A 19,672-nucleotide genomic window follows, 5' to 3' on the forward strand; every position below is an offset into this window, starting at 1 on the left:
GTGAGATACGCCCCTGCGGTGTTGCATTCAAGCCGCGAAACGTGGCGAGATGGTCGAACCGCGATGCTGGGCTACATGTGCCCGACCGCAGGACCCGGGCCGAGGAACCCCTGAGTGACAGCCACGCCGCGATGAGCCAGCAGACGACCGACACAGACATCCCTTCGGGCTTCCGCATGGCCCAGGCCGATATCCCGCCCCAGACGGGCGCCCCGCCCACAGGCCCCTCGCCGGAGCCGCCCGCGGGTCCGGGGCCTGGCGGGCAAGCTGGCGCGGGATCGGGCACCACGCCGGAGCCGCCGCCCCTGGTGGCGACGGACCTGCCGCTGGACCTGGATCCCCGGGCAGCGGCGGACTCGGTGCTGGACTGGCTGGAGGGGCTCTATCTGATCGTCGTCACCCCGGGCTGGCGGCAGTATCAGATCGCGATCCTGCTGGGCCTGGTCGTGCTGTCCTATCTGCTGCGTCTGCTGACCTACGGGCGGTTCGACACCTGGCTGCGCGCGCAGGCGGGCTGGGCCAAGTGGCAGTTGCGGCTGATGGTGCAGCTGCGCGACCGGCTGGCGCTGATCTACTTCACGGCGATGGCCTGGACGGTCTACGCGATCATGCAGGAGGTGACCTGGCCCTCGCGCAGCCGGATCATCGAAATCTTCGCCACCATGGCGCTGGCCTGGTTGGTGATCGGGCTGGGCGCGCGGCTGGTGTCGAACCGGACGCTGCGGCGGCTCGTGGAATGGTCGCTCTGGGCCTATGCGAGCCTCGTGGCGCTGGGGCTGCTGGACGAAGCGGTGGTGTTCCTCGAAAGCGTGGCGATCAGCATCGGCAACTTCCGGCTGTCGGCCCTGGTGCTGATCAAGGCGCTGCTGCTGGTGGCCGCGCTGCTGACCGGGGCGCGGCTGCTGACGGCGGCGGCGGCCAGCGGGCTCAGCCGGAACGAGGATATCTCGCCCTCGATGCAGGTGCTGGGAATCAAGATCATCCAGATGGCTCTTTACGGCATCGTCGTGCTTGTCGGGATCCAGGCCCTGGGCTTCGATCTGACCGGGCTGGCGATCCTGTCGGGGGCGATCGGGGTGGGGATCGGCTTTGGCCTGCAGAAGGTGGTGTCGAACCTGATCTCGGGGCTGATCATCCTGCTCGACCGGTCGATCAAGCCGGGCGACGTGATCTCGCTGGGCGAGACCTTTGGCTGGATCGATTCGCTGGGCGCGCGGTACGTCAGCGTGGTGACGCGGGACGGGCGGGAATACCTGATCCCGAACGAGGACCTGATCACCGGGCAGGTCGTCAACTGGACCCATTCGAACGAGAGGGTGCGGCTGGATATCCACTTCGGCACCTCCTACGGCGACGATCCGCACCTTGTGCGGCGCGTGGCGATCGAGGCGGCCAAGGGCGTGCCGCGGGTGCTGTCCACGCCGACCGCGCCGGTCTGTCATATCGTGGGGTTCGGCGACAGCAGCGTGGATTACATCCTGCGGTTCTGGATCGCGGATACCACGGCGGGGCTGACCAACGTGCGGGGGAACGTCTATCTGGCGCTGTGGGATGCGTTCCAGGCCAACGGGATCTCGATCCCCTTCCCGCAGCGCGAGGTGCGGGTTCTGAAGGACAGGCCCGCGGACAAGGATCAGGGCGGCGGCGAGCCGGACAAGGCGAAAACCCCGTGATCCGGCCCCGGCCGGGGCGGAGGGACGCGCGGCAGGATGGTCACGTTATCGGCAAAAACCGACTGCAGGTGCCTTGTGATCCGGGCCAACATTGAAACAACACGATGAGGTTGCTACTTTAGACGTATCCGAGCGCCGCGGACCGACGGCGTGCTTCATAGGAGGACGATGTCCTGTCACCCCATGCTGACGCGGTTCCGGCCGCTGATGACCGGGCGGGTCTGATGGCCGCCCAACTGGATTTTTCCAGCGAGGATCTGCTGGAACGTATCCTTACCTCTCTCTCCGATGACAAGGCCGAGGATATCGTGCAGATCGATCTGCGCGGCAAAACCTCTATTGGCGATTACATGGTGATCGCCTCTGGCCGGTCGACGCGTCAGGTGTCGGCCATGTCGGAAAAACTCGTCGAGAAGCTGAAGGCCGAATTCGGATTGACTGCCCGCGTCGAGGGCAAGGAGACCGGAGACTGGGTGCTGATCGACACGGGCGACGTGGTCGTCCACCTGTTCCGCCCGGAAGTGCGCGAGTTCTACCAGCTCGAGAAGATGTGGCTGCCGGCGGGCAGTGCAGCGCTGAGCAACTGATCATGGCCTGCCCCGGTGACACGGGCCGGGGTGCCTGACGCTCATGCGCGTACGGATCTGCGCGGTCGGCCGGATGCGGGCCGGACCGGAAAAGACACTTGTCGATGACTACCTGACACGGTTCTCGCGAACCGGCCGGGCCCTTGGGCTTGGCCCGGCGGAGCTGTCGGAGGTGGAGGACAAGAAGGGCGGCGGATCGCCTGCCGAGGCGCTGTTGCTGCGCAAGGCGCTGCCGCCGGGGGCGGCCGTGTGCTGCCTGGACGAGCGCGGCAAGGTGCTGGGCTCGCCGGTCTTTGCAGACCGTCTCGCGGAGTACCGGGACCAGGGACGCAGCGAGATCGCCTTTGTCATCGGCGGCGCCGACGGGATCGCGCCGGACCTGGTGGCCGAAGCGGACATGGTTCTGTCCTTCGGCAAGATGGTGTGGCCGCACATGCTGGCCCGGGTGATGCTGTCCGAGCAGCTGTACCGCGCGGCAACGATCCTGGCCGGATCGCCCTATCACCGCGTCTAGTCCAGCTCGATCCTGTAGGTGTCATCCGCCCAGCCGTCGATGAGGCAGCGGGCCTGGATGGTCACATGGGTCACGCCTTCGGGAATCGCGATGCCGGAGAGGCTGCGGGTAAAGGGCTGTTCCTCGACATGCGGGTGAAACAGCGTGCGCAGGCCCAGCTCTGCGCCGTCTGGTGTCAGGACGCGCCATCCATCGGCGTAGTGGTCCCAGCCGGTGTCGGGATGCGACAGGGTCACGTCGACGCGCCAGCTGTCGCCATCGCGCTGAGCCGTGGCGCTCTCGATCACCGGATCGTCGGCGAGGGCCGGGGTGGCCAGCAGCATCAGCAGGGGCATAAGGCGTCGCATGGCCCCAGCCTAGACCGGTTTCGGCGGCCGCGCGCTCACATCCCCGTGCGGGACCTCCAGCAGCGCCTTGCGCGAGGAGGAGGCGAATTCGCGGCGCCACAGCATCCCCACCGTCAGCACCGTCGCCACGATCAGCGGCACCGCCCCCAGCAGCCAGGCCGCCGAGGCAAGGCTGAAATAGGTCGCGCGCATCGCCTTGTTGAAGGCGCGCGCGGCGGTGATCGAGATTTCGGCCGCCTGGGCGGCGCGGGGATAGGCGGCCGGATCGTCCGGGTCATTGGGCACCGCCGCCATCAGGATCGCGCAATAGCCGAACAGCCGGTGCGCCCAGACGAATTTCAGGAAGGCGTGCGACAGGACCACAAGCACCACGACCAGCTTGATTTCCCACACCACCTGGGGCGCGTTGATCAGGGACAGGTCGCCGGCGACATCCACCAGCGGCTCGGGGTTGCCGATCAGGGCCAGCCCGCCGCCGATGGCGATCATCGTGCCCGAGGCGAAGAAGGCCGTGCCCTGGCGCATCAGGCTCAGCACCTGGCTGTCGAAGAGGCGCGGCTGGCGGGTCACCATCTCGCGCATCCAGTCGCGGCGGAAACGGTTCGTCAGGATCGAGACCGAAGGGTGCCGGGCGGGGGGATTCTCGATGATGTAGCTGATCGCGATCCACGACAGGATCATCAGCGCAAGCGCCGCCGCATCGAGGGGTGTGAAGAGGGCGAAACGCTCATTCCAGGTCATGTCGGGACATTATGCCGGTGCCGCGCGCTTGTCAGGCGGAAGAATTGGTAATATTAGTTTACCAGATGCCGGGGCGGAGGATGGTCCCTGCGTCCCAACCGTCAGGGAGGCCAGCCATGCAAATGCCAGAGCCGAATGCTACCGTCCTGTCCGCCCGCGACAGGCTGCTTGCGCGGCTGCGCGAGGTGCTGCCGGAGGAGGCGGTGATCTCGGACCCGGCCGAGACGCGCGCCTATGAATGCGACGCGCTGACCGCCTATCGCTGCCCGCCGCTGGCCGCCGTGCTGCCGGGCACGACCGAGGAGGTATCGGCCGTCTTGCGGATCTGCCACGAGGCCGGTGTGCCGGTGGTGCCGCGCGGGGCGGGGACGTCGCTGGCGGGCGGGTCGCTGCCGACGGCGGATTGCGTGGTGCTGGGCGTGTCGCGCATGACCGAGGTGCTGGAGACGAATTACGCCGACCGCTACATCCGGGTGCAGACCGGCAGGACGAACCTGTCCGTGACCGGCGCGGTGGAGGAGAACGATTTCTTCTACGCGCCCGACCCGTCGTCGCAACTGGCCTGCGCCATTGCCGGCAACGTGGCGATGAATTCCGGCGGGGCGCATTGCCTGAAATACGGCGTGACCACCAACAACCTGCTTGGCGTGACCATGGTGCTGATGGACGGCACGGTGCTGGACTTGGGCGGCGCGCATCTGGATGCCGGCGGGCTGGACCTGCTCGGGCTGGTCTGCGGCTCCGAGGGGCAGCTTGGCGTGGTGACGGAAGCGACGTTGCGCATCCTGCGCAAGCCCGAGGGCGCGCGGCCCGTGCTGATCGGCTTTGACGCCAACGAGACGGCGGGCGCCTGCGTGTCGGACATCATCCGCTCGGGCATCCTGCCGGTGGCGATCGAGTTCATGGACCGGCCCTGCATAGAGGCCTGCGAGGCCTTTGCCCATGCCGGCTATCCGATGTGCGAGGCGCTGCTGATCGTGGAGGTCGAGGGATCGGAGGGCGAGATCGCCGACCAGCTGCAGCGGATCGTGGCGATCGCCGAGACCCACAAGCCGGTGGCGCTGCGCGAGGCCGGGGATGCGGACGAGGCGGCGCGGATCTGGCTGGGCCGGAAATCGGCCTTCGGCGCCATGGGGCAGATCAACGATTACATGTGCCTCGACGGCACGATCCCGGTGTCGAGCTTGCCCGAGGTGCTGCGGCGGATGGGCGAGCTGTCAAGGCAATACGGGCTGGGCGTGGCCAATGTCTTCCATGCCGGCGACGGGAACATGCATCCGCTGATCCTGTACAATGCCAACGAGCCCGGGCAGCTGGAACTGTGTGAAGAGCTGGGTGCCGAGATCCTGAAGCTGTGTGTCGAGGTCGGCGGCTGCCTGACCGGGGAGCATGGCGTGGGCGTCGAGAAGCGCGAGCTGATGCTGCATCAATATGCGCCGGCGGACCTGGAGGCGCAGATGGCGGTGAAGGACGTGTTCGATCCGGGCTGGCTGCTGAACCCGGCCAAGGTGTTTCCGCTGGCCTCGTCCGAAGCGCGCCGGATGGCGGCGGAATAGGGGGCGCTGCCCCCGTCCGGCCCTGCGGCCGGACTCCCCCGGAGGTATTTTTGCAAAGATGAAGACCATGAGACCTGCGACTGAGGGAGAGCTGGCCGAGCTGGTGGCTGGCGCGAATGCACCGCTGCGGATCGTTGGCGGGGGGACCCGGATGATCGGCGAGGCCGAGGGAGAGGTTGTGTCGAGCACGGGTATGACCGGCGTGACGCTGCACGAGCCCGGGGCGCTGACGCTGGTGGTGAAGGCGGGAACGCCGGTGCGCGAGGTGGCGGAGGTGCTGAAGGGCGAGGGGCAGAGGCTGGCCTTCGAGCCGATGGATCATCGCCGCCTGCTGGGCACCGAGGGCGAGCCGACGATCGGTGGCGTCGTGGCGGCCAATGTGTCCGGCCCGCGCCGGGTGCAGGCGGGGGCCTGCCGGGATTTCCTGCTGGGCGTGCGCTTTGTCGATGGCACGGGGCAGGTGGTGAAGAATGGCGGGCGGGTGATGAAGAACGTCACCGGCTATGATCTGGTGAAGCTTATGGCCGGCTCGCACGGGACGCTGGGGATCCTGACCGAGCTGTCGTTCAAGGTGCTGGCGATCCCGGAGGCCGAGGTCACGCTGGTTGCGCATGGGCTGGACGCGGAGGCAGGGGTGAAGGCGCTGTCCGATGCGCTTGGCTCGCCCTTCGACGTGAGCGGGGCGGCGCATCTTGGCGATGGCACCGCCGGCGCGGCGCGGACGCAGGTGCGGATCGAGGGGCTTGAGAGCTCTGTCACCTACCGCAAGGGGCGGCTGGCAGAGTTGTTGCCGGGGTTCGAGGCCGTCGAGGGCGCGGAGAGTGCCGCCCTGTGGGACGAGGTGCGCGATGTCCTGCCCTTTGCCGGGGCCGAGGGCGCGGTCTGGCGCGTGTCGGTGAAACCCTCGGACGGGCCAAGGCTGTGCCGCGCGCTGGAGGCCGAGGGCGTTGCCCACAAGGCGATGCTGGACTGGGGCGGCGGGCTTGTGTGGCTGCTGGTGGAGTCCGGCGGCGATGCCGGGGCGTTTCAGATCAGGGCGCAGGTGGCGCGGCTGGGCGGCCATGCGACGCTGGTGCGGGGCCGGCCCGAAGGCGTGCCGGTGTTCCAGCCGGAAACGCCGGCGCTGGCCGCGCTGGCCCGGGGGCTGCGGCAGAGATACGATCCGAGGGGCATCCTGAACCCCGGGCTGATGGGCTGAGGGGGCGAGATGCAGACGAATTTCATCAAAGAACAGCTGAAGGATGCGGGTACCCAGCGGGCCAACCAGATCCTGCGCGCCTGCGTCCATTGCGGGTTCTGCACGGCGACCTGCCCGACCTATCAGGTGCTGGGCGACGAGCTGGACAGCCCGCGCGGGCGCATCTACCTGATCAAGGACATGCTGGAGAACGAGCGTGTGCCGGACGCGACCACCGTAAAGCATATCGACCGCTGCCTGTCCTGCCTGGCCTGCATGACGACCTGCCCCTCGGGGGTGCATTACATGCACCTGGTCGATCACGCGCGGGAATACATCGAGAAGAATTACGACCGGCCCTTCACCGACCGCGCCCTGCGCTGGGTGCTGGCGCGGATCCTGCCCTATCCGGGGCGCTTCCGCATGGCGCTGCTGGCGGCGAAACTCGGGCGACCATTCCGGGGGCTGATGCCCGATGCGCGGCTGAAGGCGATGCTGGACATGGCGCCAAAGACGATCCCGCCGGTCAGCCGCAATGACGATCCGCAGGTGTTTCCGGCCATGGGGCAGAAGATCAAGCGCGTCGCACTGATGACCGGCTGCGCGCAGAAGGCGCTGAACACCGATATCAACGATGCCACCATCCGCCTGCTGACGCGGGTCGGGGTCGAGGTTGTCGTCGCCGAAGGCGCGGGCTGTTGCGGGGCGCTGACCCATCACATGGGACAGGTGGACCTGTCGCATGGATCGGCCGCCGCCAACATCCGGGCCTGGGTGGCAGAGATGGACGGCGCGGGCCTGGATGCCATCGTCATCAACACCTCGGGCTGCGGCACCACGGTGAAGGATTACGGCCACATGTTCCGGACCGAGGCGTTGGCCGAGGATGCCGCGCGGGTTTCGGGAATCGCCATGGACATCAGCGAGCTGCTCTCGAAGCTGGAACTGCCGAAGGGCGCGGCGAAGGACCTGCGCGTGGCTTACCACGCCGCCTGTTCGCTGCAGCATGGGCAGAAGGTGAAGGCCGCGCCGAAGGATCTGCTGAAGCGCGCGGGCTTCGAGGTGGTGGAGCCCGCCGACAGTCACCTGTGCTGCGGATCGGCCGGAACCTACAACCTGATGCAGCCCGAAATCTCGGGCAAGCTGAAGGCGCGCAAGGTGAAGACGCTGGAGGACAAGGCGCCGGACGTGATTGCCGCCGGCAATATCGGCTGCATGATGCAGATCGGTTCGGGCACCGACGTGCCGGTCGTCCATACGGTCGAGCTGCTGGACTGGGCCACCGGCGGGCCGAAGCCGGCGGCGCTGGCGGCGGTCTGACGCAGGGCCCGCGCCCGCCGGCCGGATTTTGACTGCCACTGCGGGGTGTTGCCAAAACCGCGCGCCTTGTCTCAACCTGTCCCGAAGCGGGCCCGGTGTGGTCGCATTTATGCCGCACGTCCCGCCTAGACCCGCTAGGGTCGACGCCAGGAGACGGACATGCGCAATTTCCGAACGATCATCGCGGCCGGGTTTGGCCTGTGCCTGGGTCTGCCCGTGGCCCTTGGGCTGACCGCCGGCACCGCCGCCGCCGGAGAGGGCGACCTGCGCCGGCTTGACACGATGGAGGCCGCGCGCGGCTGGGAAGCGGTCGGTCGGCTGGACCTGGATGGCAGGGGGTTCTGCACCGGGGCGCTGATCGCGCCCGACCTGGTCCTGACCGCGGCGCATTGCGTGTTCGACAAGACCACGGGCGAGCGGATCGATCATACTCGGGTGCAATTCCTGGCCGGCTGGCGCAATGGCCGCGCCTCGGCCTACCGGCAGGTGCGCCGCGCCGTGGTGCCGCCGGATTACAATTTCCGGGACGAGCTGAGCGCCGAGCGGGTGCGCAACGACCTGGCGCTGCTGGAACTCGACCAGCCGATTCGCAACACCACCGTCACGCCCTTTCTCACCGCCGCGCGGCCGCACAAGGGCGACGAGGTCGGCGTCGTGTCCTACGCGCGCGACCGGTCCGAGGCGCCGTCGCTGGAAGAGGTCTGCGGCGTCATGGCCCGGCAGGAGGGCGTGCTGATCATGTCCTGCGATGTCGATTTCGGATCCTCGGGCGCGCCCATCTTCTCGTTTGCCGGTGGCGCGCCGCGGATCGTGTCGGTGGTCTCGGCCAAGGCCGAGCTGGACGGGCAGAAGGTGGCCCTGGGCACCTCGCTGGACGAACCGCTGGGTATCCTGAAGGCGGAACTGGCGGCCGGCAAGGGCTATGGGCTGGACCCGGCGCCGCTGACGAACCGGATCCGCGTCGGCGAAGGCCGCAACACCACCGGGGCCAAGTTCATCCGGCCTTGACCCGCCGCGGCCACCGCATCGGCGTGAACAGGGGCGCGCGGTGTCATCCTCCTGCGGCGCCCCCTCTTGAAACGCCCCTTGCCTCATCCCATCTGAGGCTTATCGGGACGCCGCAAGCCGGGCCCCGCATGACCGCCCGTCCGAGATCGGAGGGCACCTATCGTGAATTGCTCTGAAACTGAGGATGACGACCCATGCGCAACAGCTTTGACCTTGCCCCGCTCTATCGTGCCACTGTCGGCTTCGACAGGATCGCCGACATGATGGACCGCGTTATGGCGAACGACGTAAGTTCGCAGACCTATCCGCCCTACAATATCGAGAAGACCGCCGACGATGCCTATCGCATCTCGGTCGCCGTGGCGGGCTTTGCCCCCGGTGACCTGTCGGTCGAGGTCAAGGACGGCGCCGTCGTGGTGTCTGGCCGCAAATCGGATGAGCAGGGCGAACGCACCTTCCTGCACCGTGGCATCGCCACCCGCGCCTTCGAACGCCGCTTCCAGCTGGCCGATCATGTGCGCGTGACCGGTGCCTCTCATGCCGACGGCATGCTGCATATCGACCTGCAGCGCGAAGTGCCCGAGGCCCTGAAACCCCGCCGGATCGAGATCGCGACCGATGCATCGGGCGCCGTCGAGACCGACGTGGTCGACGCCAAGGCCGTCAACTGAGCCTTACCTCGTAAAGACCCAAGATGACGACGGGCCCGGGAGAGATCCCGGGCCTTTGTTCGTCCACGCATGCGGATGGGACAGGCCGGCCGCCGGTATCCGCCCCGCTGCGGGCGGAGCGCAGACGGAAAGACCAGCGCCGGAGTATTTGGATCCAAGAAGAAGACAGGGCCGGGCGCCCGGACCGCACCGGTGTCGCGGTCCGCACGAAAAAGGGGCGCCCCGACGGAGCGCCCCGGTACTGGTTACCGTTCGGAGGGTCAGTTGGCCTGAACCGTCCAGAACATCGTCTCGCCCGAATGGTCGTCGACACCGTCGTTGTCGGTCGAGATATACAGCGTGCCGTCGGGGCCGATCGCCAGGCCTTCGACCTTGTCCAGCACGTAGCCGCCTGTCGAGGTCAGGTCGGGCAGCAGGTCGCGGACCAGTTCCTTTTCGACCACCGGCAGGTCACCGCCCAGCTCGCCCGGCTCGACGCCGTCCAGCGAGACCCGGGTGATCCACTTGGTCTTTGCCAGGTCGCCCAGCTGGTTGTCGCGCTCGATCAGGTAGAAGGCGCCGTCGTGGAACACGATCTCCGACAGGCCGACCCAGCCGTAATCCGGCTTTTCGGTCGGGTAGTAGACGCCCGTCCAGCCGCCGGTGCCCGGCGTGTAGGCCAGCAGCTTCACGTGCTGCGGCTGGTCGTCCTTCCATTCGCGCTGCACGGCGACCCAGATGGTGCCGTCGGCATCGACGGTCACGCCTTCGAGGCCCGAGTTCGTCGCGTTGGCGGTCAGGCTTTCGGGCACGACCACCTCTTCGAGGATGGCGCCGCTTGCGTCCACGTGCACGATCTTGTTCACGCGGCTGCCGTCGGCGCGGCCTTCGTTGGCCAGCCAGAAGCCGCCCTCACCGTCCAGCGCGATGCCTTCGAGGTCGAGCGCCGGGGCCGGAGCGCCATCCATCGTGACCACCATCTTGTCGGTGATCCGGGCGGGCGTCTCGCTGGCGTCGATGGTCAGGATCGCAGGCTGGCCGAGGTAGAAGCTGTCGGTCACGCCGTAGATCATGCCGTCTTCGCCCATGACCATGCCCGACAGCGCGCCCCAGCCGATCAGCTCTTCGCTGCCGGCCGAGGTGATGTGCGGATAGGCGGCCGGTGCGTCCTGGTATTCGAAGAGCATCACGTGCGACCGCGCGGCGCCGTCCTCGAACAGGTCGTTCTCGTTGGCCGAGACCAGCAGGTTGCGGTCGGGGATGGTGACATAGCCTTCCGGCCCGATGCCCGAGGGCAGCAGCTGGGTCAGGACCGGGTTCGCCGGGTCGGTCACGTCGTAGACGCCCACGGCAGAGCCGCGCTCGGACCCGACAAAGACGAAGGGCGTGCCGCCGAAGGTGTCGAAGGTCACCGACTCGGGCTCCACGCCCTTGTTTTCCGAACGGCCTTCCGGGTAGTGGCCGATCTCGATCAGCGCATGTTCGAACGACGCGCCGGATTCATAGACCACGTCGCCGGTCTTCGAGAAGATCGTCCAGCCGCGGCTGCCGCCCTTCCAATCGCCTTCGTTGGCGGTGGCGAAATGGTCGTCGTCGATCCAGATGACCGAATCCGGTTCACGCGGCACGTCGCGAAGCGAGCCGGTGAAGTCCAGCGCGTCATCCTCGACCACGTCGATCCCGTCGAGATCCACGGTGCCGGCGGAAAAGTGGCTGATCACCTCGCCGTCCTTCGACACGACGACAAGGTAGTTGTTCTCCTGCAGGGTCACGACCGTCTCGCCGAGCCCGTTGATGGAGACATATTCGGGTTCCGGATCCTCGGGCGTGTCACCGCCCAGCCCGGTCAGATCGACCTTCTGCAGGCTGTCGCAGTCCAGAGCGCCATCGGCCACGCCGACCAGAACCAGGAATCCGGCGGGCATCTGCGGCAGGCCGCCGTCGCCCAGGTCCTCGTCACGCTCGTTCTCGATCGCCACGGCCACGAAGGAACCGTCCTTGGCCGAGGCCAGCGAATCCGGCTGGCCGCCAAGGTCGCAGGAGCCGGTCTCTTGCCCGGTCGCGGTGTCGAACGCGGCGATGCGGCCCGAGGGTTCGACATAGCTTTCCGAGGTGTTGATGCCCACGAAGGCGGTCGAGCCGATGACCGTCACGCTCGTCGGTTCGCCGCCCAGATCGATGTTGCCGCCGGGCTGCGGGTTGGCCGGATCGGTGATGTCGATCATGCCAAGGGCGCCCAGCGGGCTGTCGGTGTAGACCAGCGTCATGCCGTCCGCGGTGGCGGCGATGATCTCGGCCGAAGTCTCGCGCGCGGTGTCCTCGCCCTCGGCCATGTTCGACGCGACCGGGAACGATGCGATGCGGTTGAAGTTCATGTCCTGCGCCAGACCGGCACCGGCCGTGATGGCCAGGACAGAGGTCAGCGTTGCAAGCTTCATCGTCATGAGATTTCCCCATTGGTTCATTCGATGTCGGGGGTAGACGACCGAAGGTAACAAGGGTGTGACGCATTTGTTGCGTGAACGTAAATTTCACGGGCCGTCGCTGAGGCTGATAGCGTCCGGCCTCTTGCTCTCGGGGGGGCTGTCATGGCACCCACGCGACAATTCAGCCAGGGCATCGCATGCGCAAACTCTATCTTCATATCGGCCATTCCAAGACGGGGTCGAGCTTTCTGCAGGCCAGCTTTGCCAATTCGGTGGACGTGCTGGCCGCCCATGGCATCGATTATCCCGGCGACCCGTCCGAGGCGGCGACGGGGTGGAAGATCTCGTCGGGCAATGGCCAGGCCCTGCTGACCGATCCGCCCGAGGCATTCTCGGTCACGCGGGACCGTGTCTTTTTCAGCGCCGAGCGTCTGTTCCGCGCCTTCGCGGTGGAGCCGGACTGGTCCGGGCGGCTGGCTGCCTTCTGCGCGCATCACGACATCGGCGAGGTCGAGGTGCTGATGTTCCTGCGCGACCCGATCCCCCATGCGGAAAGCAGCTATCAACAGATGGTCAAGCGCGGCGGCGCGACCGAGAGCGTGGAAGCGACATTCGCCAATTACGCCTATCCCGAGCTGGTGCGCGATGCGCTGAAACGCGATTACGGCGCGGTGCCGGTGACCTGGCACCTGTTCAACTACGATCGCCACAAGACCGAGCTGATCGAGATCACCGAGCGTTTCCTGGATCTGCCCGCCGGCAGTCTGGTGCGCGGCGGCGACCGGCCGGTTAACCGGTCGATGACGGCGTCGGAACTGACGGTGCTGCGCGGGCTGAACGCCCATGATCCGCGCGCGGCGAGCGCGCTGGCCGATGCGCTCTGCAACGAGGTGCCGGATGTGGATTCTGAAACGGTGTTCCCCGCGCGCCCGGTGCAGCGCGAGATGCTGCGGCGGCTGTCGCGCGCGATGGCCGAGGTCGATGCGATGCTGGACGAAGGCGAGCGCTATGGCACCGAGCTTTGCCAGCCCGCGCGCGAGCCCCGGCGCCACGTCTTCACGCCGCAGCAGATCGAGATCCTGACCGGAGTGCTGGGCCGGCGTGTCAGCGGAGTGACGCTGCAGATGCAGATGGAGCGGGTGCGCCGGCTGATCAATGTGGCGCAGCTTCAGATCCACAGGGAGCGGATCGCCGAAGCCGAGGACAGCCTGATGCGGGCGCAGGCCACGCTGCAGGGGCTGGACCCCGAGGCGCATCCCGACGTGGCGGGGCTGACGCGCATGGTCAACAAGCTGCGCGCCGGCCTGGCCGCGCGTCCGAAGATTGACGACCAGGCCGCGGCACAGCCGCAGGTCGAAGACTGAGCGGACTTCCCCGTCCCCGTCCTGCGCGGGCCAGCCTGGCCTGACGGCCGCTGGCACGGCTTTTTCACGCCTCGGCGCGCTTCTGGATCTTCGCGGCGATGATGGTTGCGGGCTGGTTCCTGTTAGGTTCTTGTCCCGACAATGGGCTTGGCCTTGCTGCGCCGCACCCTGCGCCATGTAATCCGTGACCGGAGCCCCGTGACCGGCCGCACCGCGAAACGCGGGGGCGAAGGATCAGGCCGGCTCGCTCTTGCGCTCCCGCCGTGCGGCGGTCGAGGCGGCCACGGCATTGGTCTGGCGTGCCGGTCTGCCAGAGCCGGATCCGACCGACGGCGTGCCGCCGGTCAGGGCCGGCAGGGTCACGTAGCGCGGGCGGACCTTCGAACGCTCCAGGATCGTGACGTGCAACTGCTCCGTCAGCATGGATTCGAACTGCAGTGCCGCCCAGGTGTCGTTCAGGGCCGAAAGAGAGGACGGAAGGCGGATGCTGCCGACCAGCAGCTTCATCTCGGACGAGCCGGCCACCACCGAGAGCAGCGCACGGCTTTCGTCGTCGCCGCAGACGAAACGGCAGCCCCGCAGGCCCAGCACCGTGATTGTACCGGGGATCACGTAGGGGCCGATGTGTATTTCGGCCATGACCTGGCAGGACCGGCGGCTGTAGCGCACCGTGTGATACCATTTCAGCAGCATGTGCCCGATCTTCAGGATCACCCCGAAGGCGGCGATGATGACCGGCAGCATCGACAGTCGCGCATAATCTGCAAATGTTTCCCCGTTCGCGGACATGCCGAACCCGGCCGGAGAGGGCTTTCCGCCAAAGCCACCATCGCCCTCGGCGCCGTTCGCCGTCACCTCGACGCAGATGGAGGCGCTGCGGGTGTCGATCAGGTCCAGTGTCTCGACCAGCAAGTCGGGCCGGGTCATCCGGGCGGTCGAAGAGAAATTGCGCAGCTCTTCGACCGAGGCTTTCATCAGCCGGTCGATGTCGGGCCGGTCGATCCGGCCCTGCCAGCTGCGCAGGCGGCCCCAGTTGAGGTCCCTCAGCGCGGCGGCGATGTCGCGGGGCGCATCTTCGCTGACCCGCGGCAGGCGGCGGGCGACGCGGCGGGTCAGGTTCGCCAGCTTCTGCCAGTCGAACGGGGCGCCGCAATGCAGATCCACGCCCTGGGCGCGCACGCCCGGGCCAGAAGGCACAAGCAGCAGCAGGGACAGCACGAGGCAGAGGAAGGCGAGAGGCGCTTTCATGCGACGGAGCCTAGCAGCCACTTGCGACCAAAGTCTTAACCCGATCTTTCAAATCCTAACGGCCCGGCTGCGCCACCGCGATCGGCGCGTCCGGCGGGGGCCTGCCGGCCGGCACCGGCCGTCCGCGCCCTATCAGCTGTTGTCCGGCCGGGACGCCGACAGGTGCTGCGCGGCATCGAGGCCGGGCGCGTCCGCGGCCTCCGGTTCGATGAACCGCGCGGGGGCGGGGGCGTCGCCGGGGCGGCGCTGGACATTGCTCTTCAACCGGCTTTGCAGGCTGTAATGCGTCGGGACCGAGGACATCGCCAGAAACGCGTCCTGCATATCGTCGGGCAGGGGCAGCTGGAATTCGATCGCCGCGTTCTCGCGCCGCAGGCCCGAGACATGGCAGGGCACGAGGATCCGCCCGGCGAGCAGCACCGTCTCGTCGCTCTCCGCGATGTCGCCCAGCAGCGCCCGGTCCTCCGGGCTGTTCGGCACGAAGCGGCAGTTGTAGCGGCCCAGGATGACCACGTGGCCGCCCAGCCGGTAGGTGCCGATGATCAGCGTCGCCACGATCCGGCAGGTCTTGCGGCGGTGGCGGAATGTCTGGGTCCAGCCGATCAGCCGGGTGATGAGCACCAGCGTCGCCGCCGCCATCGCCGCCACGGCGGGCAGCAGCGCCAGCCGGGCGTAATCGGACACCTGGAACTGCGCGGGCAGCGGCTGGTCACTGTCAGCGAGACCGAGGAACGTTGCGATGATCTCGAAGGGGGAGGTCATCTCAGGCAGGTTGAAATCGATGCTGCCGCAATATTCCTTCATCGTCTTGTCGATCTCGTCGAGATCCATCGCGAGGATCCAGGGTCTCGCCAGGTCGCCGGACCGGCCGAACCGCTGCAACTGGTCCAGCACCGCCTCGACCCTCAGGCGCGTCGTCCTCGACTGGATGCGCGAGATTTCCTCGAAGAGCCGGGTGCGGTCGAGCTGGTCCAGCTGCCTGGCGACCTGCGCGCGCAGGTCATCCGGCGGCTGCATCCTGGCGCGGGCGGCGACGCGGGCAAGATCGGACAGCGCCTGCCAGTCCGAGGGCAGGCCGCAGTCCTGGGCCTGCGCCGTCCGAGGCCATGGCACGGGCCCGCACAGCAGAAGCGCGAAGGCCAGCGCGGCGATGATCCGTCTTCTCCGCATGGGCGGAAAATAGGGCCGATTCGCCTACGGGCGGTTAACGGCGCCGCGCGGGACGGCGCCGTTCGGGGTGGGGTGGCTCAGACGGACATGCAGACGTATTTCAGCTCGAGGAAATCATCCAGGCCGTAATGGCTGCCCTCGCGGCCGAGACCGGATTGCTTGACGCCGCCGAAGGGCGCGACCTCGGTCGAGATGATGCCGGTGTTGATGCCGACGATCCCGTATTCCAGCGCTTCGGCGACCTTGTACACGCGGCTCAGGTCCTTGGCGTAGAAGTAGGACGCCAGGCCGAAGATCGTGTCGTTGGCCATGGCGATCACGTCGTCCTCGGTCTCGAACTTGAAGAGCGGGGCGAGAGGGCCGAAGGTCTCGTCGGTGGCAAAGGCCATGTCCTGCGTGGCGCCGGTGACGATGGTCGGCTGGAAGAAATTGCCCTCCATCTCGGCGCCGCCCAGGATCACCTTGCCGCCCTTGGAGGTCGCGTCGGCGATATGCTCGCGCACCTTGTCGCCGGCCTCGGGGTTGATCAGCGGGCCGAGGTCGGTGCCCTCTTCGAGCCCGTCGCCGACCTTCATCTGTTCCACGCGGGCCTTCAGCTTGGCGGCAAAGGCATCATAGACGCCGGCCTGCACGTAGATCCGGTTGGCGCAGACGCAGGTCTGGCCGTTGTTGCGGAACTTGCAGAGGATCGCGCCTTCGACGGCGGCATCCAGGTCGGCGTCGTCGAAAACGATGAAGGGCGCGTTGCCGCCCAGCTCCATCGAGCATTTCAGCACCTGGTCGGCGGCCTGTTTCAGCAGGATGCGCCCCACCTCGGTCGAGCCGGTGAAGGTCAGCTTGCGGATGCCGGGGTTCTCGCAGAATTCCTTGCCGACCGCGCTGGACGAGGAAGAGGTGACCACGTTGAACACACCCGCCGGGATGCCGGCGCGCTCGGCCAGCACGGCCAGAGCCGTGGCCGACAGCGGCGTTTCCGCGGCGGGACGCGCGACAAAGGCGCAGCCGGCGGCCAGCGCGGGGCCGGCCTTGCGGGTGATCATGGCGTTGGGAAAGTTCCACGGTGTGATCGACGCGGCGACGCCGATGGGCTGCTTCATCACCGTGATGCGCTTGTCGCGCTGGTGGCCGGGGATGGTGTCGCCGTAGACGCGCTTGGCCTCTTCGCCGAAGAACTCGATAAAGCTGGCGCCATAGGCGATCTCGCCCTTGGCCTCGGCCAGCGGCTTGCCCTGTTCGGCGGTCAGGATGGTGCCCAGGTCGTCCTGGTTTTCCATCATCAGGTCGAACCACTTGCGCATGATCTGCGCGCGCTCCTTGCCGGTCATCGCGGCCCATTCCTTCTGGGCGGCGACGGCCTTGTCGATGGCCTGCCCCACCTGGGCGCGGCTGAGATCGGCGACCTGGGCGATGACATCGCCGCGCGCCGGATTGCTGACGTCGAAGGTGCCGTCATCGCCGTCGATCCATTCGCCCCCGACATAGGCCTTGGGGGCAAGAAGGCTGGGATCCTTCAGAAGCGATTGCAGATTGGTCATTGTATCGAGCATGGTGGTCTCCCCGGGGGGTTGATTTTGCGCGCAGGAAACGCCCTCGGGCCGGGTTTGTCCAGTGCCGCGAGGGAGGCTGACATGGATCTCAGCGAAGCTTACGCCAACGGGCCCCATATTCCGGGCGGGTCCGACTATCCGGCGCGATGGGCGCGCGCGGCAGAGGCCTTCCGGTCGGAAATGGGCCCGCGGGCCGAGATCGGCCTGGCCTACGGAACCGGAACGCGGCAGGCGTTCGACCTGTTCCATCCCGACGGCGCGGCGTCGCGCGGCACGGTGATCTTCGTGCATGGCGGGTACTGGCGGTCGCTGGCGCGGTCCGACTGGTCCTGGCTGGCGGCGGGGCCGCTGGGGCGCGGCTGGACGGTGGCGATGCCGGGGTATGACCTGTGCCCGGCCGTGCGGATCACCGACATCACCCGCCAGGTCGCCGCCGCCGTTCAGGCCGTGGCCGACCGAACCTCCGGGCCGATCGCCCTGACCGGCCATTCTGCGGGCGGTCATCTTGTTGCGCGGATGCTGGACCCCGAGCTCTTGCCCGAGGCGGTGGCAGGGCGGCTGGTCTCGGTGCAGCCGATCTCGCCGCTGGCGGACCTGGCGCCGCTGATGCAGACCAACCTGAACGACGACCTGCATCTGGACCCGGCCGAGGCGGTGGCCGAAAGCCCGATCCACATGACAGACCGGCGCGACGTGCCGGTTTCGGTCCTGGTGGGCGGGGCGGAGCGGCCGGCCTTCCTGGACCAGACGCTGTGGCTGGCCGAGGCCTGGGGCGTGGAGCGGATCGTGGCCAAGGGGCGGCACCATTTCGACGTGATCGACGCGCTTGCGGATCCGGGGTCGGCGCTGGTCGCGCGGCTCTGCGTGGAATAAGGCGGCAAGCCCGGGGCTGCGCCAGAAAATTCGACGAATTTTCTCGGCCGGATGCGACGCCGGGGTCCTTGATCCTTCTGCCGGAACACGGCACCGTCCGCGCAGGGGCCGGGCGATGGCGTCGCCCGGATCAGACCCCGATCCGTCCTGAACGCCGGGACCTTGTCTGGCAAGGAACACCGACCATGACGCCCACTCCGATCCGCCCCGAAACCTACCGCTTTCACAACGGTCAGAAGGCAGCCCTGCCCTTTGAGCCTCAAGAATACGACCAGCGGCTCGCCAAGCTGCGCGAGCGGATGGAAACGCTGGGCGTCGACACCGCGCTCTTCACCTCGATGCAGAACGTGGCCTATTACTCGGGCTTTCTGTATTGCAGCTTCGGCCGGCCCTATGGGCTTGTCGTCACCGCCGATCAGTCCGTCACCATCAGCGCGGGCATCGACGCCGGCCAGCCCTGGCGGCGCAGCCATGGCGACACCCTCACCTATACCGACTGGAGCCGGGACAATTTCTGGCGCGCGGTCAAATCCGTCGTCGGCGAGGGCGCGGTGCTGGGCTGCGAAAGCGATCACCTCACCCTTATCCAGCGCGACCGGCTGGAGGATTTCCTGCAGCCGCTCACCATGCTCGACTTGTCGCTGGAGGCGATGGAACAGCGCATGCACAAGACCGATGCCGAGATCGCCCTGATCCGCGAAGGCGCCCAGGTGGCCGACGTGGGTGGCTTTGCGATCCGCGATGTAATCCGCGAGGGCACGCGCGAGATCGACGTGGCCATGGCCGGGCGCGACGCGATGGAGCTTGAGATCGCGAAACGGTTCCCCGAGGCCGAGTACCGCGACACCTGGGTCTGGTTCCAGTCGGATCTGAACACCGATGGCGCGCACAACCCGGTCACGTCGCGCGCCCTGCAGCGCGGGGATATCCTGTCGCTCAACGCCTTCCCGATGATCTCGGGCTACTACACGGCGCTGGAACGCACGCTGTTCCTGGGCGATGTCGATCCCGCAAGCCGAAAGATCTGGGAGGCCAATGTCGCCACCCATGAATACGGCATGTCTCTGCTGAAGCCCGGCGCGTCCTGTGGCGAGATCACGCAGCAGATCAACGCCTTCCTCTCCGAGCGCGACCTGCTGCAATACCGTACCTTCGGTTACGGCCATTCCTTCGGCGTGCTCAGCCACTACTACGGGCGCGAGGCCGGGCTGGAGCTGCGCGAGGATATCGACACGGTGCTGGAACCCGGCATGGTGATCTCGATGGAGCCGATGCTGACCATTCCCCATGGCCAGCCCGGCGCCGGCGGATACCGAGAGCACGACATTCTGGTGATCAACGAAACCGGCGCCGAGAACATCACCGGCTTCCCCTATGGGCCCGAGTTCAACGTCGTCGGATAGAGGCGCAAGGCGCGGAGGCTGGTCTCCGTTCGGCCGACCCACACAAACGCCGCGGATCATGTCCGCGG

At 67.4% G+C, this 19,672-nt stretch carries 17 protein-coding genes; 11 read left to right on the top strand and 6 right to left on the bottom strand.

Features of this window, described 5'->3' with window-relative positions; translation table 11 throughout:
• The first annotated feature begins 77 nt into the window (after positions 1-77).
• The 3 genes from ATO3_RS07235 (at position 78) to rlmH (ending at position 2,774) form a co-directional block, all read left to right on the top strand.
• The gene (locus tag ATO3_RS07235) at positions 78-1,673 is read left to right on the top strand and encodes a mechanosensitive ion channel family protein (protein WP_233152057.1); all 1,596 of its coding nucleotides are present in this window, start codon (positions 78-80) and stop codon (positions 1,671-1,673) included.
• 224 nt (positions 1,674-1,897) lie between these two features.
• Complete coding sequence (rsfS, locus tag ATO3_RS07240; protein WP_088649148.1) at positions 1,898-2,260, top strand: ribosome silencing factor; 363 nt, start codon at positions 1,898-1,900, stop codon at positions 2,258-2,260.
• 43 nt (positions 2,261-2,303) lie between these two features.
• Entirely contained in the window at positions 2,304-2,774 is a 471-nt protein-coding gene (gene rlmH, locus ATO3_RS07245) for a 23S rRNA (pseudouridine(1915)-N(3))-methyltransferase RlmH (RefSeq protein ID WP_088649149.1), read from the top strand.
• Here rlmH and ATO3_RS07250 read toward each other — a convergent pair.
• Positions 2,771-3,121, bottom strand: coding sequence for an apurinic/apyrimidinic endonuclease family protein (locus ATO3_RS07250; protein WP_088649150.1), 351 nt, complete (start codon positions 3,119-3,121; stop codon positions 2,771-2,773). The two genes, rlmH and ATO3_RS07250, sit on opposite strands and share 4 nt — an antisense overlap.
• A gap of 9 nt (positions 3,122-3,130) precedes the next feature.
• A complete protein-coding gene (locus ATO3_RS07255) occupies positions 3,131-3,862 on the bottom strand; it encodes a DUF599 domain-containing protein (RefSeq protein ID WP_088649151.1) in 732 nt (243 codons plus the stop codon).
• A gap of 116 nt (positions 3,863-3,978) precedes the next feature.
• On the opposite strand from ATO3_RS07255, the gene ATO3_RS07260 reads away from it, so the two are divergent.
• From ATO3_RS07260 to ATO3_RS07280, 5 genes are all read left to right on the top strand, one after another.
• A complete protein-coding gene (locus ATO3_RS07260) occupies positions 3,979-5,418 on the top strand; it encodes an FAD-linked oxidase C-terminal domain-containing protein (protein WP_088649152.1) in 1,440 nt (479 codons plus the stop codon).
• Positions 5,419-5,485: 67 nt separating this feature from the next.
• On the top strand, positions 5,486-6,616 hold the full coding sequence (locus ATO3_RS07265) for an FAD-binding protein (protein WP_088649153.1): 1,131 nt from the start codon (positions 5,486-5,488) through the stop codon (positions 6,614-6,616).
• Between the two features lie 9 nt (positions 6,617-6,625).
• A complete protein-coding gene (gene glcF / locus ATO3_RS07270; protein ID WP_088649154.1) occupies positions 6,626-7,915 on the top strand; it encodes a glycolate oxidase subunit GlcF in 1,290 nt (429 codons plus the stop codon).
• Positions 7,916-8,074: 159 nt separating this feature from the next.
• The gene (locus tag ATO3_RS07275) at positions 8,075-8,923 is read left to right on the top strand and encodes a trypsin-like serine peptidase (RefSeq protein ID WP_088649155.1); all 849 of its coding nucleotides are present in this window, start codon (positions 8,075-8,077) and stop codon (positions 8,921-8,923) included.
• 194 nt (positions 8,924-9,117) lie between these two features.
• On the top strand, positions 9,118-9,594 hold the full coding sequence (locus ATO3_RS07280) for an Hsp20 family protein (protein WP_088649156.1): 477 nt from the start codon (positions 9,118-9,120) through the stop codon (positions 9,592-9,594).
• A 260-nt stretch (positions 9,595-9,854) separates the two neighbouring features.
• Here the strand turns inward: ATO3_RS07280 and ATO3_RS07285 are convergent, their stop codons facing one another.
• Positions 9,855-12,017: an esterase-like activity of phytase family protein gene (locus tag ATO3_RS07285; RefSeq protein ID WP_088649157.1), complete on the bottom strand. Its 2,163-nt coding sequence runs from the start codon at positions 12,015-12,017 to the stop codon at positions 9,855-9,857.
• 179 nt (positions 12,018-12,196) lie between these two features.
• Between ATO3_RS07285 and ATO3_RS07290 the strand changes: the two genes are divergently transcribed.
• The gene (locus tag ATO3_RS07290; protein WP_088649158.1) at positions 12,197-13,363 is read left to right on the top strand and encodes a hypothetical protein; all 1,167 of its coding nucleotides are present in this window, start codon (positions 12,197-12,199) and stop codon (positions 13,361-13,363) included.
• Between the two features lie 234 nt (positions 13,364-13,597).
• On the opposite strand, the gene ATO3_RS07295 is transcribed toward ATO3_RS07290, so the two are convergent.
• From ATO3_RS07295 to ATO3_RS07305, 3 genes are all read right to left on the bottom strand, one after another.
• Positions 13,598-14,611, bottom strand: a complete 1,014-nt coding sequence (locus tag ATO3_RS07295) for a hypothetical protein (protein WP_088649159.1) — start codon at positions 14,609-14,611, stop codon at positions 13,598-13,600.
• A gap of 132 nt (positions 14,612-14,743) precedes the next feature.
• Complete coding sequence (locus tag ATO3_RS07300; protein ID WP_088649160.1) at positions 14,744-15,781, bottom strand: hypothetical protein; 1,038 nt, start codon at positions 15,779-15,781, stop codon at positions 14,744-14,746.
• 77 nt (positions 15,782-15,858) lie between these two features.
• Positions 15,859-17,328: an NAD-dependent succinate-semialdehyde dehydrogenase gene (locus ATO3_RS07305; RefSeq protein ID WP_088649161.1), complete on the bottom strand. Its 1,470-nt coding sequence runs from the start codon at positions 17,326-17,328 to the stop codon at positions 15,859-15,861.
• Between the two features lie 81 nt (positions 17,329-17,409).
• On the opposite strand from ATO3_RS07305, the gene ATO3_RS07310 reads away from it, so the two are divergent.
• Both ATO3_RS07310 and ATO3_RS07315 read left to right on the top strand, forming a co-directional pair.
• Positions 17,410-18,201, top strand: a complete 792-nt coding sequence (locus ATO3_RS07310) for an alpha/beta hydrolase (protein ID WP_088649162.1) — start codon at positions 17,410-17,412, stop codon at positions 18,199-18,201.
• Positions 18,202-18,386: 185 nt separating this feature from the next.
• Complete coding sequence (locus ATO3_RS07315) at positions 18,387-19,604, top strand: aminopeptidase P family protein (protein WP_088649163.1); 1,218 nt, start codon at positions 18,387-18,389, stop codon at positions 19,602-19,604.
• Positions 19,605-19,672 lie beyond the last annotated feature (68 nt).

Origin of the sequence: Marinibacterium profundimaris, assembly GCF_002210095.1 — a bacterium.
Classification (GTDB): Bacteria; Pseudomonadota; Alphaproteobacteria; order Rhodobacterales; family Rhodobacteraceae; genus Marinibacterium; species Marinibacterium profundimaris.